General features: G+C 66.8%; 10 protein-coding genes. 8 read left to right on the top strand and 2 right to left on the bottom strand.

The window, feature by feature from the left end; genetic code table 11:
• Window positions 1-78: 78 nt before the first annotated feature.
• The 6 genes from C6Y14_RS33655 to C6Y14_RS33630 all read left to right on the top strand — a co-directional run bounded on the left by C6Y14_RS33655 (window position 79) and on the right by C6Y14_RS33630 (window position 8,200).
• The gene (locus C6Y14_RS33655; RefSeq protein WP_107020669.1) at window positions 79-720 is read left to right on the top strand and encodes a TetR/AcrR family transcriptional regulator; all 642 of its coding nucleotides are present in this window, start codon (window positions 79-81) and stop codon (window positions 718-720) included.
• 153 nt (window positions 721-873) lie between these two features.
• Complete coding sequence (locus tag C6Y14_RS33650; protein ID WP_107020668.1) at window positions 874-2,154, top strand: MFS transporter; 1,281 nt, start codon at window positions 874-876, stop codon at window positions 2,152-2,154.
• 504 nt (window positions 2,155-2,658) lie between these two features.
• Window positions 2,659-3,840, top strand: a complete 1,182-nt coding sequence (locus C6Y14_RS33645; protein WP_159074362.1) for a cytochrome P450 — start codon at window positions 2,659-2,661, stop codon at window positions 3,838-3,840.
• A gap of 200 nt (window positions 3,841-4,040) precedes the next feature.
• Window positions 4,041-5,045 (top strand): dipeptidase, encoded by a 1,005-nt coding sequence (locus tag C6Y14_RS33640; protein ID WP_107020666.1) that lies wholly within the window; start codon window positions 4,041-4,043, stop codon window positions 5,043-5,045.
• Between the two features lie 84 nt (window positions 5,046-5,129).
• Entirely contained in the window at window positions 5,130-6,575 is a 1,446-nt protein-coding gene (locus C6Y14_RS33635) for an amidohydrolase family protein (RefSeq protein ID WP_107020665.1), read from the top strand.
• 230 nt (window positions 6,576-6,805) lie between these two features.
• Complete coding sequence (locus tag C6Y14_RS33630) at window positions 6,806-8,200, top strand: serine hydrolase domain-containing protein (protein ID WP_107020664.1); 1,395 nt, start codon at window positions 6,806-6,808, stop codon at window positions 8,198-8,200.
• Between the two features lie 145 nt (window positions 8,201-8,345).
• Here the strand turns inward: C6Y14_RS33630 and C6Y14_RS33625 are convergent, their stop codons facing one another.
• Window positions 8,346-9,494, bottom strand: coding sequence for a PucR family transcriptional regulator (locus tag C6Y14_RS33625; protein WP_159074361.1), 1,149 nt, complete (start codon window positions 9,492-9,494; stop codon window positions 8,346-8,348).
• Window positions 9,495-9,749: 255 nt separating this feature from the next.
• Entirely contained in the window at window positions 9,750-10,094 is a 345-nt protein-coding gene (locus tag C6Y14_RS33620) for a RidA family protein (protein WP_107020662.1), read from the bottom strand.
• 509 nt (window positions 10,095-10,603) lie between these two features.
• Here C6Y14_RS33620 and C6Y14_RS33615 point away from each other — a divergent pair.
• Together C6Y14_RS33615 and C6Y14_RS33610 are read left to right on the top strand one after the other, a co-directional pair.
• Entirely contained in the window at window positions 10,604-13,945 is a 3,342-nt protein-coding gene (locus C6Y14_RS33615) for a serine hydrolase (RefSeq protein ID WP_107020661.1), read from the top strand.
• A 104-nt stretch (window positions 13,946-14,049) separates the two neighbouring features.
• Window positions 14,050-15,699, top strand: a complete 1,650-nt coding sequence (locus tag C6Y14_RS33610; RefSeq protein WP_107020798.1) for a PucR family transcriptional regulator — start codon at window positions 14,050-14,052, stop codon at window positions 15,697-15,699.
• Window positions 15,700-15,728: the final 29 nt, after the last annotated feature.

Here is a 15,728-nt window from a genome sequence, read left to right as displayed (position 1 = left end):
CCAGAAAGCTCCACATGGAACTTTTTCTTTCGCTAGTGTTTGCATCGCTGCACACCGAGCGACGGAAGGGCTGCTCAGATGACCAAGGAAGACGGGGGGAAGGTGTCTCCGCTGTCGGGCACCGGGTCTCGCGGGCGCTACCCGAAGGGGATCCTCCGTCGCCAGCAGATCCTCGACCGCACGGTCGAGGTGTTCGCCGATCTCGGTTTCGAGGGCACGTCGCTGCGCGCGATCGGTGAAGCCATCGGCGTGAGCCATGCCGCACTGCGGCGCTATTTCGAGACCCGCGAGGACCTCTTCCTGGAGGTACTGCGGGAGAAGGACCGGCAAGCACTGGCGGCGGCTCACGACAGCGGCCTGGAGCCGGGGTTCGCCGCGCTCGCCGCCAACTACGTACTCAAGACGCCGGGCCTCATGGCATTGCGGCACAGCATGGTGGCACGCGCACTGGAGCCGGGGTACGGCAGCTCGCGTGAGTTCTTCCGCGACCGCTATCGGTCGATCCGGGCAGAAGCCAGGCTCATCCTGGAATTCCACCGAGACCGTGGGACCCTGCGCAGCGACATCCCCCTCGACACGGCGGCCTCGCTGCTGGTCGCGGCGATGGACGGCCTTTCCACGCAGGCGTTGCTCGACGCCGAGGCGGACATGTCCGCCGGCATGGCCCTGCTGGAGCGCCTGCTGGAAACGCAGACCGCCGAAGGTTCCCGACAGACCTGACCGGCGTCGAACCTGGCCCCGCGAGCACTTCACCGGACTGGAGGGCTGTTCGGCACGCCCTCCAAAGAAAAAGTTCCACCTGGAACAATTCGGTGTTACGGTTCGCCCACGTTGACGCACCTGCCGCGTCTACCTCATCCAGAGGACCTTGATGTGGACGAATCAAGCAGCACCCCTGTCACCACCGGCGCCGGTCCAGGACCCTCGGTACTGGCCCCCACTCCCCCGCAGCACGCCGTAAGGCCGCCGTCCAAGTACGCCGCCGCCGCGATACCTCTCGCACTGCTCGGCTGGTCGATCGCCCTGGTCCCGCCTCTGGCGGTCACCATCGCTCTGCGGCTGCGCGAGCTGGACCGCGCCGACTCGGCAGCGAACCTCGGGCTCGTCCTGGGTGTGGGCGCCTTCTTCTCCTTCGTCACCAACCCGCTCGCCGGGCGACTGTCCGACCGGACCATGAGCCGTCACGGGATGCGGAAGCCGTGGATCCTCGCCGGAGCCCTCATCGGCTACGTCGGCGTCGCCGTCATCGCGTACGCACCGAACGTCTTGTTCGTCCTGATCGGATGGAGCGTCGCACAAGTCGGCCTCAACTTCGCACTCGCCGCCCTGATAGCGATGCTGCCCGACCAGGTGGAACCTCACCGCCGCGGTCGTGTCGCATCCTTCATCAGCCTCGCCCAGAACGTAGGCGGGGTCGGCGCGACGTTCTTGGTGCAGCTCTTCCCGATCGGGACCCTGCAGGTTCTCGTTCCGAGCCTGTTCGGCCTCGTACTCATGCTCGGCGCGATCGCCCCGATCAAGGACCGCACCCGGACCGAACGGCCGGCCGAGCAGTTCGACATGAAGGCGTTGTTCGGCTCCTTCGTGTTCAACCCTCGCCGGTATCCCGACCTCGGTTGGGCTTGGCTGACCCGGTTCTTCCTCAACACCACGCAGTTCACCGCCACCGGCTACCTGACGTACTTCCTGATAGCGAACTTCGACGTGAGTGACGCCGAAGCACCGACCAAGGTCTTCCAAGCCGTGCTCGCCAATGCGGTCGGCCTGCTCCTCGTCACTCCGGTACTCGGCTGGCTCTCCGACAAGATTGGCCGACGCAAACCGTTCGTCATCACTGCATCCCTGATAGCGACCGCCGGCCTCACCCTCATCGCACTGTCCACGTCCATACCCATGCTGCTGCTCGGCCAGCTCATCCTGGGCGCGGGAACCGGCGCCTTCTTCGCCGTCGAACTCGCTCTGCTCGCGGACGTCCTGCCGAACGAGGAGACCGCGGGCAAGGACCTCGGCGTCGCCAACCTCGCCCAGTCGCTCATCCCCATCGCGGCCCCGGGCGTCATCGGCGCGTTCGGCTACCCCGGCCTGTTCTTGGGAGGAGCCGTGTTCGGACTCCTCGGCGCCTTCAGCGTCACCCGGGTGCGAAAGGTCCGCTGAGGAGCGGGCGCCCCGCCCTTCTGGACAACTGAGGCCGGCACTCGGACCCCGGAACGGCGAGTCAGCGGCGAGCGCCCCAACACAGCAGCGCAGCTGGGCCGCCGGTTCGATGCCCTTGTCAGTGAGCGCCCCGCCGGAGGCCCTGCATGTCACGCATGTGTGATGCCGCAGTGCAGTGGCATCGAGGCGGCTGACAGTCAGCAAGCCGGCAGCCTCATGATCATCCGCTCCTGCCAGGGCCGGCGAGAGCGCGCCACGGTTCACCGAAGCGGCACGTCTCGGCACCGTCCGCCAGCGCTCCGTCGGGGCAGAACGTTCGGTCTTGACTCGGTGGAGTCAGCGGCTTAGGGTAACCATGCGCAGTGAATGATTTATGCACAGGAGAAGCCCGAATTTAGTCGTGGCGCGACGAGAATTCATGCTGCCTGACGAGCCGGGACAAACCCCAAGGCGCTCTGCAAGCCTTATGTCCGGTCTGGACGTAGAAAAGCACCAAGGGGCACGGTGGACAAGAGTACCGAACGCAGTGGCTTCTGCCCTTCCTGGGGACCGCTACCAGACTTCTTGGATCCGCCACCCTTGCCCGACGGTGTCAAGATGCAGTGGGCAAAGGCCCCCAGTGGCGCGGGCATGTGGGTCGTCAGCGATTATCATCTCGCGCGCCAGATCCTCTCCGACAAGCGTTTCAGCAGATCCCTGGCGGCTGGTCCGGAGGGTGCCAAAATGGGCATCACCGACCCCTCCCCGGAATCCATCATCAGCATGGACGGCCAGGAACATGCGAAACTTCGCAGACTCGTCGCCGGGACGTTCACACAGTCACGGGTAGCGGAACTGAAGCCTTTCGTCGAAACCCTCGTCACAGAGCTGTTGGACGACGTGGCGAGTCGAGGCCCGCAGGGCGACCTCGTATCCGGACTGGCCGCACCGCTCCCCATACACGTCATATGTCATGTCATGGGAATACCAGTGGAGGACAGAAACTACTTCGCAGGGCATGTCGCGGTCTTGTTCGACCTGGACGGCACGCCGGTTGACGGCGAAGACCGCAGCTTGAGTCTGATCCGCTACATGATGAGCCTGATTGCCCGCAAGAGGAAAGAAAAGAAACGCGGTGCAGATCTGATCAGCGTGCTGATTGAGGCGTGCGACAGATACGGAAAACTGACCAACCGGGCCATGGTGACACTCTGTCTCGCCATCCTCATGGCAGGCTACGAAACGACAGTGGACCAGATTTCGCTGACCATCCTTGATCTACTGAGTCGACCTGAGAAGGCTGACGCGCTGCGGAACACGCCGTCCTTGATTCCGGAATTCGTCGAAGACACATTGCGCACCAATCCCGCAGTCACCACAACTTTCGCACGCATGGCGACAGAATCCGTTGAAATGGCCGGATTGACCATCGGGCCGGGAGAAGCAGTGGTCGTGGACGTCTTGGGCGCAAACTACGGCCTTCCCGAGGTCGACATGCAAAAGTTATTTCGGCCCATTCATCTCACCTTCGGGCACGGGGTGCATCGCTGTTTGGGGTCGCACCTCGCAAAGATCCAGTTGACCGAAGCGGTTCGAGGGGTGCTTACCCGTCTGCCGCCTGTTTCCTTGGCAGAAGAGATACACGCCCTGGACTGGAAAACCGGTCATGCGACCCGCGGCCTCAATCGTCTTCTTGTCTCGTGGTGACCACCATGCGACACACGGTCCCGGGACTCGCCGCCTCCTAGAGAGCTGTGCACCGTGCGACCAGCGGAGCCTCGCGCCACCTCACCCACCACGACACTTGTCGATCGGCTGTCCTCAGTCGTACGACAACTGACGCTCGCCCGTCGTCCCGCGTAGTCCTAGCATTCGGCCGAGACCCGCCTATCGGCTCTGGGAGATCCATGAAGCAGGAGCACACGACGACGCAGCACGCCTTTGCGGCCGAATACGCCCAGGCGCTGGTGTGGGAGCAGCATTGCTGCCTTCCGCTCGACCCGGACACCCGCGTCGACGAGTTGTGGCGTTACGCCGAAGCCGGCGCCTCATTCGTCTCGGTGAACGTGGGCTACGCGCCTCACGACATCGCCGACACGATCAGGGTGCTCTCCGCCTTCCGCCGTCATGTGCTCACGAACCCTGACCGCTACGTCATGGCCGACTCGGCCGACGACGTACGTCAGGCCAAGGCCACCGGACGCCTCGCGGTTGCGTTCGATCTTGAGGACACGCGTCCGTTGGGTGGAACTATCGACACCGTACAGACCTACTACGACCTCGGTGTCCGGACCATGCTGCTCACGTACAACCAGCGGAACGCAGCTGGTTCGGGGTGCCACGACGACTCGGACGGCGGTCTGACCGAGTTCGGCAGAGAAGTGGTGGCCGAGATGAATCGAGTGGGCATGGTCGTCGACGCAACCCATTGTTCCTATCGCACGTCGATGGATGTCTTCGCCGCCTCGACGGCACCCGTCGTGCTTTCCCATTCGGCGACGCGCGCGGTCCATGACCATCAGCGCAACGTGTGGGACGACCAGATCCAGGCATGCGCTGAAACGGGTGGTGTCATCGGTATCAACGGGGTCGGCATCTTCCTGGGTGCCAACGACACCAGCACCGAAGCGCTTGTCCGCCACATCGATCACGCCGTGGATCTGGTCGGCTGGGAGCACGTGGGCCTTGGACTCGACTTCTGCTTCGAGGCCGACGATCTCAACGATGAACTGGCTCAGAACCCCGATCTGTTCCCATCGAGTTATGCGAAGTGGGATCGCATTGACTTCGTCGAGCCGGAGCGACTGCCCGCGATCGCGACGGCACTGGCGGATCGCTCCTATCCGACCGAAGCCATCCGGGGCATCCTCGGCGAGAATTTCCTCCGCGTGGCGGAGAACGTCTGGCGCTGAACGCGAGTGCTTGGCCGCGTGGGAGGAATCAATGCAACGTGCTCATCTTTTCGGAAGAACACGGGCGATCGTGGAAGGAACACAATGTCACTCCTGTTGACTGGCGCGACTGTCATCGACGGCGTCTCCGAGACGGGTATCGACGGTCGGTCGATCCTCGTCGAGAACGGTCGCATCGTGGCCATCGGCCGGCCGGATGATCTCACGATCCCGGCGGACACCGAGACGATCGATTTCAGCGGAAAGTTCATCATTCCTGGATTGATGAACGCCAACGTGCATCTCTTCATCAACGCCCTCTTCGAAACGCTCGTTCGATACGAGGGGCGTTACGATGACTTGATCGCCGAGGCCGCCCAGGTCGCGCTCCGAGCCGGAATGACGACAGTGTTCGACACGTGGGGACCGCGGCGCGCGCTCATGGCGGTCCGCGACAAGATCGAACAGGGCGAGATCGTCGGCAGCCGTATTCGTTGCGCGGGAAACATCATCGGATTCGACGGCCCGTTTTCCGGAGACTTCGATTCGAGAATCCCGGGTATCGGCACCACTCATTTCGTCGACCGAGTAAATGCCACGTGGGTCGAGAACACTGGGCGACACTTGATGTGGCTCACACCGGAAGCGGTCGGGGACGAGGTTCGTCAATACATCGGGCACGGGATCGACTTCGTCAAGTATGCGTCGAACGAGCACGGCGGTACATCCGCCGGCGCCTTCATCCAATTTTCGGAGCGAACGCAGCGCGCCATCGTCGAGGAAGCTCATCGAGCCGGGTTGACCGTGCAGTCGCACACCTCGTCGGTCGAAGGGCTGCGGATGTCGATCGAGGCGGGGTGCGACCTCGTGCAGCACTGCAACATGACCGGGCCGACCGAGATCCCGCGCGAAACCCTTGACCTCCTCGCACAGGGCGAATGCGGCGCCGTCGTCTTTCCGCTCACCGATCACGGTCTGGCGCATCTCAAGGAATCCATCTCGGACCATGAATGGACGATGTGGAAGGCGTCGGATGCCAATGCCCGCAATCTCATCGAGTCCGGTGCGATGATTCTCCTCGCCAATGACGGAGGAATCTTCGCTCCGGAAGTCATGCAGGAGCCCCTGATCAAGGGCACCTGGAACGGGCTGCCCGAGGAGGAGGCCCTTGGCCGGCTGGCGTCTGGTCACTTCGTCTGGCTGAGAGCCATGGAGGAGAAGGGCATGTCTCCGATCGATCTGCTCCGTGCGGCGACGCGCAACATCGCCAAGGCGTACAAGGTCGACGCTGATCTTGGGACGCTCGAAGTGGGCAAGATCGCCGACATGATTGTTCTCGACGAGGACCCCTTGCGGGGCGCCAAGAACTACGAAAGCATCCACGCCGTGATCAAGGGTGGTGCACTGGTGGACCGTGACGCGCTCCCGGAACGACCGATTCTCACCGCCGAGCTTCCGGCTCCAGTTGAGGAGGAGGCTCGCTTCAAGAGGTCTCTCCACCACGGTGAGCGCCTTCCGGGTTGCCCAACCTGCCTGAACGGAACGCACTGACTGCGGAAGGCGGACTGCTCGCCTTCGACAGCGGTACCCACAGGGCACAGTGGCCAGGGATCATCCCATGGCCACTGTGCCCTGTGTCGAAAAGACACATCACCGAGAAAGCTGCGACAAGCAGTCGACTGTCCCTTCCTGGACCTGCGCGACAACTGTCAAGGCAGCCAACGGGCAAGGGTGACTGGTGTCGCGTGTGGCCGATTGCCCGCTCACCTATCTTTGTGCGAATGATGACATCGAAGGAGCTCACTCGTCGGCTCTCGGAACTGGCCGCCACATTCCACGTCGTAGGTGCCTCAGCAGCCCTGTGGCACGACGGCACACTTGTCAAAGCCGAGACCGGCACAGTGAACGTGGTAACCGGTGCCCCCGTACTACCGGACACACTGTTCGCCGCCGGGTCCGTCACCAAAGTGTTCACCGCTTCACTGGCGATGGCGCTCGTCGACGAGGGTCTGCTCGAACTCGAAGCGCCGGTGCAGACCTACCTGCCTGACTTCACGCTGACGAATGCCGAGCGCTCAGCTGCCATCACCGTACGCATGCTGCTGAACCACTCGTCCGGCCTGCCCGGCGACTACATGCCAGACCTCGTTCCCGGCGACGACGTACTTGAACGGCTGATGCGAGAGCTCACCAGCCTGCCGGTCACGGGAACCCCCGGCCAGCGGTGGTCCTACAGCAACATGGGCATGAGCACCCTCGGAAGGATCATCGAAGTCATCACCGGCGAGCGCTTTCACACGGCACTCAGCAGGCGCATCCTTGAGCCCCTTGGCCTCAACGCGACCGCGGACGCCGAAGAACTCCTGTTGCGCTCAACCGCCGTGGGGCACATCGTCGACCCCGCCACCGGGAACGCGTCGCGGATCCCTCGCCTGCGCGCCTGGCCCGAGAACGGCCCGGCCGGGTCCCGCCTGTGGCTCGACGTGGAAGCCCTGGTCAAGCTCGGGCGGATGCACATCGACGGCACGACACCCGACGGACACCGCATCCTGTCCCGCGAGGCACTTCAGAAGATGCGCCAACCGCAGTTCGACGACTACTGGGGCTGCTTCCCCATGTACGTGAACTACGGACTCGGCTGGGCCATCGTCCGCGAGGGTGACGACCCGGTCCTGGCACACGGCGGCGCCAACCTCGGTATGCACTCCAACCTGTATGTCATTCCTGAGCAGAAGGCCGTCCTCGCGGTACTCACGAACAGCACGACCGGCTTTCAGCTGTACACGGAGCTGTGCGAGAGTCTGCTCAAGGAGTGTTTCGACGTCAGCAGCCCCGCTCCCTCGTACCCGCCGGAGCCCAGCCTCAAGGTCGACAACGAGCAGTTCACCGGGGTCTACGAGTCACCCAACGGCCAGATTTCCGTCGAAGTGCACGACGGGCGACTCCATCTGCGCACGACACCTTCACCCGCGTTGGTCGCCTGGGAACGGCTGATGGGGGGCGCATCCGGAGGGGGCCGGCCCTTGCCGCTCGTCTGCATCGACAGCGAACTGCGCCGCTTCTCCCTGGACATCGGCAGTCCGGACGCCTACAGGGCCGTGCAGTTCTACAATCCCGGCGCGGACGGACGTCCGACGCTGGTCCGCGTAGGAACGCTCTACGAGCGGACACTCTGAGACGACGAAGAAGCCGGGACCGCTGCTGTGACCCGATGAGCGAGCCGGGCAGGACACGGCATGGCCGGACCATGGATGCTTGGGTCCGACCTGCCCGTGCCGAGGACCGCCTCGGGTGGGGATGGGAGGGCAGCTGTTTCTCGGCTCAGGCGAGGCCCAGAAGCCGGGAGACTTTGATGCCCAGGTGGAGCAGGAGGCGATGCTGCCCGTCCGAGAGGTCGAGCCCGGTGACGTCTTCGATGCGACGGACGCGGTGGTACACGCTGGCGCGATGCAGTCCGAGCTCGATGGCGGTAGTCCGGGCATCGCCCGCCCGGTCCAGATACAGCTCAGCGGTGATGAACAGCTCACGGTCGGCCTCAAGCAGCCGCCGCACCGAAGGATGCACCCCGTACGTTCCGAGCTGGTCGAAGGGCTGGGCGGCAAGCAGCGCGTAGATACCTAGAGCTTCGTGTGCGACCAGGGGGGCGAACGAGGGGACGACCTCTGCCACCCTCAGCGCGTCGAGCGCCTGCGTGTACGAGGTCACGGCATCGTCGAGTCGGTGAGCCGGGCTGCCCGTGGCGACGTGCACGTCACGCCACTTCGTGCTCCGGCCCAATCGTTCCAAGGAGGTCGTGCGGAGGGCGTCCGGTACCTCCGGCGAACGTCGCAGCGTCACGCTGGGAACCACCAGGACCACATGGTCCGGACGGACCAGCCGCAGGCTACCTCGATCACCTAGCCGGGCGGAGACCGTATCCAGAGCGATCTGGAGAGCTATGCGGTCGTCCTCGTCGACACCGACACCTTCGGCGCCGGCTGCGAGAGGACGTGCCACGACTACGGTGACGTCGCCCCGCGACGCGAACAGGCCACCCTCGACCAATCGGGCCGAGGCCATGCCCCTGACTTGTTCGTCCTCCGAGAACAGGTCGCGTACCAGCTCTCCCTCCCGAGCCGTGCGCAACTGTGAGACGACGCGATCACGGAAGCAAATGGCGCCCGCGTCCACGGCCGCTGCCGACGCCAGCTCCAACTGCTCGTCCGACAGTGACCCATCGGCGTCGATCAGCCACAGGTAACCGAAACGCACGTTCTGGTACACGACAGGCACGACCACCCGTGGCAGGATCCCCAGCTTGTTGTCGGCCGGGAGCCGCACCGGTCCCGTCGCCCGGCCGAGACGCTGGCGGCGCAGCCACGCCAGAGCCTCGGGTGGGGCCTCGCGACCGAGGATGACACGTGCGCGCCACTCGTCACCCTCGCCGAAGTGTGCGCTGTAGGCCAGCAGCCTGAAGTCCAGGTCGTCCACGGCAACCGCTCGTCCCAGGCGATGTGCGAGCGACTCCACCACGCGCTGAAGCTCTTCGAGCACACGCCTCACCATCCTGCCGCAGGCTTACGCCGGTCCGCCCACGACTCCCGTCAGCGCGTCTTCAGTCGTACCACGCCATGCGACATCAGTCACGCATCGTAAAACCCGTACGTGACCCTCAGGGCCCGCTCCCGCCTGATGAGGTCGCGGCGAGCGGGATCCGAGAGGCAGCGCAGTCCTGGCGGCGGGCCGTCAGCGGCGACGGGCCCAGGCTTCGAGCTCGACCAGAGCGCCGAACGGCAGCTGATGCACTGCCACACATGTGCGGGCCGGGGGCTCGGTACTGAAGACCGCGTTGTACCGCTCGTTGAAGGCGGCGTAGTCATCCATCGTGGTCAGATAGATGTTGACCTTGACCACGTCGGTTGTCGCCAGTCCGGCCGAGTGCAGGACCGTCGACAGGTTGGCCAGGGCCTGATCCGTCTGCTCCGCGGCACCGCCGTCCACCAGACGGCCGTCGACGATGCCGATCTGTCCGGAGATCGCCACCAGGTCTCCGGCGTCCACCGTCGAGCGGAAGAGCGGAAATGCGTCCATCGATTCGCCTCACTTGAGAAACAGTCGGTCGGGCCCTTTCCGGCTCACTATCGGTCTTCGGACGCCTGAAGTCGCCCTCCAGATGTCTGGTGCCAAGGGTCTCGTTTTCGACGTCTGTCGCATCCGCCCGAGACCGGTACTCACGCGCTGATGTGCGGCCCCGCCCGCACCGGCAGGCCAGCTGTTCCTCTTCGTCGGCTGCGACAAAGAACGAAGATGTCTCTTGGTGTTGCCGACGAGGCGACAACCTCCCCCCGTGGCCTACTTTCTGGTATCACAGCTGACAGCTGCGGAACGCGGGGACCTCCATGGCCGTCCGCGATGCACTGGTCCGGCCATGACCGTGAGCTCAGCGGCTGCCGGACCGACACGGACGCGGATCACGGCCCCACCAGGCTGGACTGCCCCTTCGTGATCGACCCGCTGCCCACGTCCTCGGTGGCGCGGAGCACTCCGCAGCCCCACACACGTCCGCCGCATCCACACCGTCCACGAGGAGACAGCCCGCCTTGACCCGACCACTCGGTATCGACGATCTCTACTCCCTCGCGCTGCCGGAGCAGCCGTCCTTGTCACCGGACGGCACGCGCGTGGTGTATGTGCTGCGTACCGCCGACCGCGACCAGGACAGGGACGAACGGGTGCTGTGGACGGTGCCGACCGGATCCGGCGCGGCTCGCCGTCTCACCCGCGGCCCCGCCGACACCGCACCGGCATGGTCACCCGACGGTGCCAGGATCGCTTTCCTGCGCGGAGGCGACGGCCCCGCTCAGGTGTGGCTGCTACCGACCGACGGTGGCGAACCGGAGCCGGTCACCGAGCTGCCGCTGGGGGCCGGCGCGCCCGTGTGGAGCCCGGACGGCACCGCTCTCGCCTTCACCGCTCCGGTGGACCGACTGCCGTCAACTCGCTCCGAGGCGAAGGTGCCACCCCCCATGGTGGTGGACCGGCTTGATCACACGGTCGATGGTGGCGGCTTCGTGGCCACCGTCCGCAGCCATCTGCACGTCCTCGACCTCACCGATCAACGAGTCCGGCAGGTCACCGACGGGGACTGGCACGCCGGCACTCCGGCCTGGTCACCCGACGGCCGCCGCCTGGCCTTCTGCGCGGAACGCGGACCCGTGGCCGATCCGACACCGAGCTCCGAGGCCTACGTCTTGGACGTCTCCGACCCCGAAGCGCGCGCCCAGCCGCGCCTCGTAGGTGATGGTGCGGGCATCGCCCAAGCCGTCACCTGGGCCGCCGAAGGTGACGCCCTGCTGGTCGTCGGGCGTAGCGACACCGAACCGGGACACGCCGGCCTGCTGCGGGTGCCGCTGGAAGGCGGTCCCGCGGTCGATCTGACGCGTGGCCTCGACCGCTGCGTCACCCCAGGTCGCCCGGGCCACCCCGGAGCCTCACCCCACGCCTCCGACGATGCCCGCACCGTCCTCTTCTGCGCGAGCAACCGCGGCTGCAGCCATCTGTACACGGTCGACGCGGCCGACGGTACGCCGCGGGCACTCATCGCCGGCGCGGGCCGCGTGGTCTCCGGTGTGTCCGCCGCCAAGGACACAGCCGTCGTGGTCCTGGCCACGCCCGACAGCTACGGCGAGATCGTGGCCGTCGACCGGTCCTCCGGCCAGGAGCGTGTCCTCACCCGGCACGGCGCGGCGCTGAACGACGTGGAACTCTTCCCCGCGCAGGAAAGAGAGTTCAAGATCTCCGACGGCGGCACAGTGCACGGCTGGCTGCTGCGCGATCCGGGGCGCACCGGACCCGCCCCGCTGCTGCTCGACATCCACGATGGCCCGCACAACGCCTGGAACGGCGCGGCGGACCCCGTACACCTCCACCACCAGGAGCTTGCCGCCCGCGGCTGGACCGTGCTGCTGCTCAACCCGCGCGGCAGCGACGGCTACGGCGATGCCTTCCTCACCGCCGCCCCCGGCGCCTGGGGCACCGGCGACGCACGGGACTTCCTCGAACCCATCGACACCCTGGTCGCCGAAGGAACCGCCGACCCCGAACGGCTCGCTGTGGCCGGGTACGGCTACGGCGGCTGCATGACCGGCCACCTCACCAGCCGCGACGAGCGTTTCGCCGCGGCAGTGGCCGGCGCGATGATCAGTGACCTCACCAGCATGTGCGGCACCAGCGATACGGGACACCGGCCGGCCACCACCGAACCGGGCGTCTCTTCCTGGCTCGACCGCGACCGGTACACCGAACTCTCCCCGCCCTCCCGGGTGGAGAACGTGCGCACACCGACGCTCATCGTGCACGGCACAGCCGACGAACGGTGCCCTGTCGGGCAGTCCGAGCAGTGGTTCAACGCGCTGAAGGTCCAGGGTGTGCCCACGCGTCTGGTGCTGTACCCCCGCGGTTCGCACCTGTTCCCCCTCGACGGCCCGCCCTCGCACCGCACCGACCTGGCTCGCCGCATCGTGGACTGGGTCGAACACCACGCCGGTGGGTCCACGCCCGGGAGACCCTCCGCGCGCCCCGTGGACGCGCCGCACTGGCAGCGTCGCCTTGCCGAACTGGCCGAACGGCACCAGGTGCCCGGCGCGGTCCTGGGCATCGCCCGCGGCGCGCACAGCGATGTGGTCGCGCACGGCGTGCTCAACAAGGCGACCGGAGTGACCACCACGCGGGACTCCCTCTTCCAGATCGGGTCGATCACGAAGGTGTGGACGGCGACCCTGGCCATGCAACTCGTCGACGAGGGCACCCTCGACCTGGACCTCCCGATCGCCGACGTCCTGCCGGAACTGCGCCTTGCCGACCAGCAGGTGGCACAGCAGGTGACCATGCGCCACCTGCTGACGCACACCAGCGGCATCGACGGGGACGTGTTCACCGACACCGGACGCGGCGACGACTGCCTGGAACGCTTCGTCGGGCGGCTCGACGAGGCCGCGCAGAACCATCCCCTGGGGGCGACCTTCTCCTACTGCAACTCCGGGTTCGTGCTCGCCGGACGGGTCATCGAGAGACTCACCGGCATGAGTTGGGACCGTGCGCTGCGCGAGCGGCTGGTCGTCCCGCTCGGCCTCGAACACACCGTCACGCTGCCGGAGGACGCGCTGCGCTTCCGTACCGCCATGGGTCATGACGCCGAGGGCGACGAGCCCCCGCGTCCGGTGCCCGCATGGAGTCTGCCCCGCTCCGCAGGGCCCGCCGGCCTGATCACCGCCACGGCCGACGACGTCCTCGCCTTCGCCCGTCTGCATCTGGCGGGCGGCACCGCACCGGACGGCACGCGTCTGCTCTCGGAACGTGCGGCGCGGGCCATGACCGAGCAGCAGGTCCAACTGCCGGACAAACTGACGCTCGGGGACTCCTGGGGTCTCGGCTGGATCCGCTTCGGCTGGGACGGCCACCGGCTGGTCGGACACGACGGGAGCACGCTCGGCCAGGCGGCGTTCCTGCGGGTGCTGCCCGAGCAGGACCTGGCCGTCACGCTCCTCACCAACGGTGGCGCGGCGAAGGACCTGTACCGGGACCTGTTCGGGGAGATCTTCGCCGACCTGGCGGGGGTGGCCCTGCCCGAGCCTCCGCGGCCACCGGCCGAACCGGTGTCGGTGGACGCCGGTCGATACCTCGGCCGGTACGAGCGGGCCGGAACGCGCATCGACGGCATCGACGGCACGGACGGGCTGCGGCTGCGGTACACGACGACCGGACCGCTCGCCGACCTGGTGCCGGAACCGGTCCAGGAGACCGCGCTGGTCCCGGTCTCCGACAGCGAGTTCCTCGTGCGGTACACGGGCAGTCCGTCCTGGATCCCGGTGACGTTCTACGCGTTGCCCAACGGCGACAGGTATGTGCACCACGGCATGCGCGCGACCCCGAAGGTGCCCTGAGCAGGCCGCGGCTTGTCGCTCGCGACGAACCCGGGGCACAATTCTGGGTACTGGCGACGAACGACGCCACTCACGTCCGTTCTCCCGTCGGGGAGTAGAGGGTGGTGACCGTGCAACCACGTGCCGGACTGTCACGCGTCCTGGAGGATCTCGGCACCACGCTGCTCGATCTGGTCTGCGGTGATCCAAAGCGTGCGGACGCCATCGGGGGCGTGGTGATCCACGACGCCCTGGACGAACCTGTACTCCCCCGCCAGGCACTGGTCCTCGGTGTCGGTGTGCACGGGACGGTCGACACCGCCCGGCTCCTCACATCGCTGGGTGAGGCCGGTGCGGCGGCGCTGATCATCCGCTCACCCGCCCCCGATGAGCCCTTGGTCCTGGAGGCCGCCGAACGCTCCGGCGTCGCCCTGCTCGCGCTCACCCGAGGAGCCTCCTGGGCACAGCTCGCCACGCTGCTGCGCTCGCTGCTCGCGGACGGTGACGTCGGGGAGGCAGGACCGCAGACCCTGGGCGGCACCCCGTCCGGGGACATGTTCGCCGTGGCCAACGCGGTGGCCGCCCTCCTGGACGCACCCGTCACCATCGAGGACCGCAACTCCCGCGTCCTGGCCTTCTCCGGCCGCCAGGACGAGGCCGACGACTCCCGGGTGGAAACCGTCCTCGGACGACAGGTGCCCGAACGCTTCACCCGCCTGCTGGAGGAACGCGGCACCTTCCGCGACCTGTACCGCACCGACCAGGCCGTCCTGGTCGCGCCCACGCAGACGGACGGATTCCACATCCCCCGTGCCGCGATCACGGTGCGCGCGGGAGACGAGATCCTCGGGTCCATCTGGGCCGCCGTGGACACCCCGCTCACCTCGCAGCGCACGCGGGCACTGCACGACGCGGCCAAGCTGGTCGCACTGCACATGCTGCGGCTGCGGGCCGGCGCCGACGTCGCACGACGACTGCGCGCCGACCTGCTCTCCACCGCGCTGGAGGGCGGCCCCGGCGCGTCGGAGGCCCTGAGTCGCCTCGGCCTCACCGACTACGCGGGCGTGGTCCTCGCCCTGGCCGTACCCGATCCGGCCGCACCGACCGGCTCGACCGACCTGCACGCCCGGCACGCGGCCGAGCGCGAGCGCCTGACCGACGCCTTCGCGATGCACCTCTCCGTGATCCACGCGCGCGCCGCCACCGCGATGATCGGCGACGTGGCGTACGGCATCCTCCCCGTACCGCAGCATCAGACCGACGCCGAGGAGACGGCAGCCCGGATCGCCTCGGACTTCCTCACTCGGGTCGGCAACCGGATGCAGCCCCTGATCGGCGTGGGTACGCTCGCCCGGAACCGGAGTGAGCTTTCTCGTTCCCGCCTCGGCGCCGACCGGGCCCTGCGGGTGCTGCGCACAGGCGGCGGTTCCCGTCGCCTCGCTCAGATCACGGACGTGCACGTCGAGGCGCTGCTCCTCGACCTGGCCGACCTGATGGCCGAACGCGGTGACCCACCGCCGGGACCGTTGACCCGCCTGCTCGCCTACGACCAGCGGCACAGCACCAACCTGGTGGAGACGCTGCGGAACTGGCTCAACAGTTTCGGGGACGTTCCCGCCGCCGCCGAGGCCATGTGCGTGCACCAGAACACCTTCCGGTACCGACTGCGCCGCGTGACCGAGGTCGCCGAGTCCGATCTCGGCGACCCGGAGACCCGCTTCGCGCTGATGTTGCAGCTGCGTCTGCTCCATCTGCCGGGCCCCTCCAGGCGCTGACGTCCATCGCAGCGAGATCACGTCACGCG

Source organism: Streptomyces dioscori (assembly GCF_003024195.1).
Lineage (GTDB): Bacteria > Actinomycetota > Actinomycetes > Streptomycetales > Streptomycetaceae > Streptomyces > Streptomyces dioscori.
The sequence above is the reverse complement of the archived record's forward strand: the minus strand, read 5'-3'. Positions and strand labels throughout refer to the sequence as shown.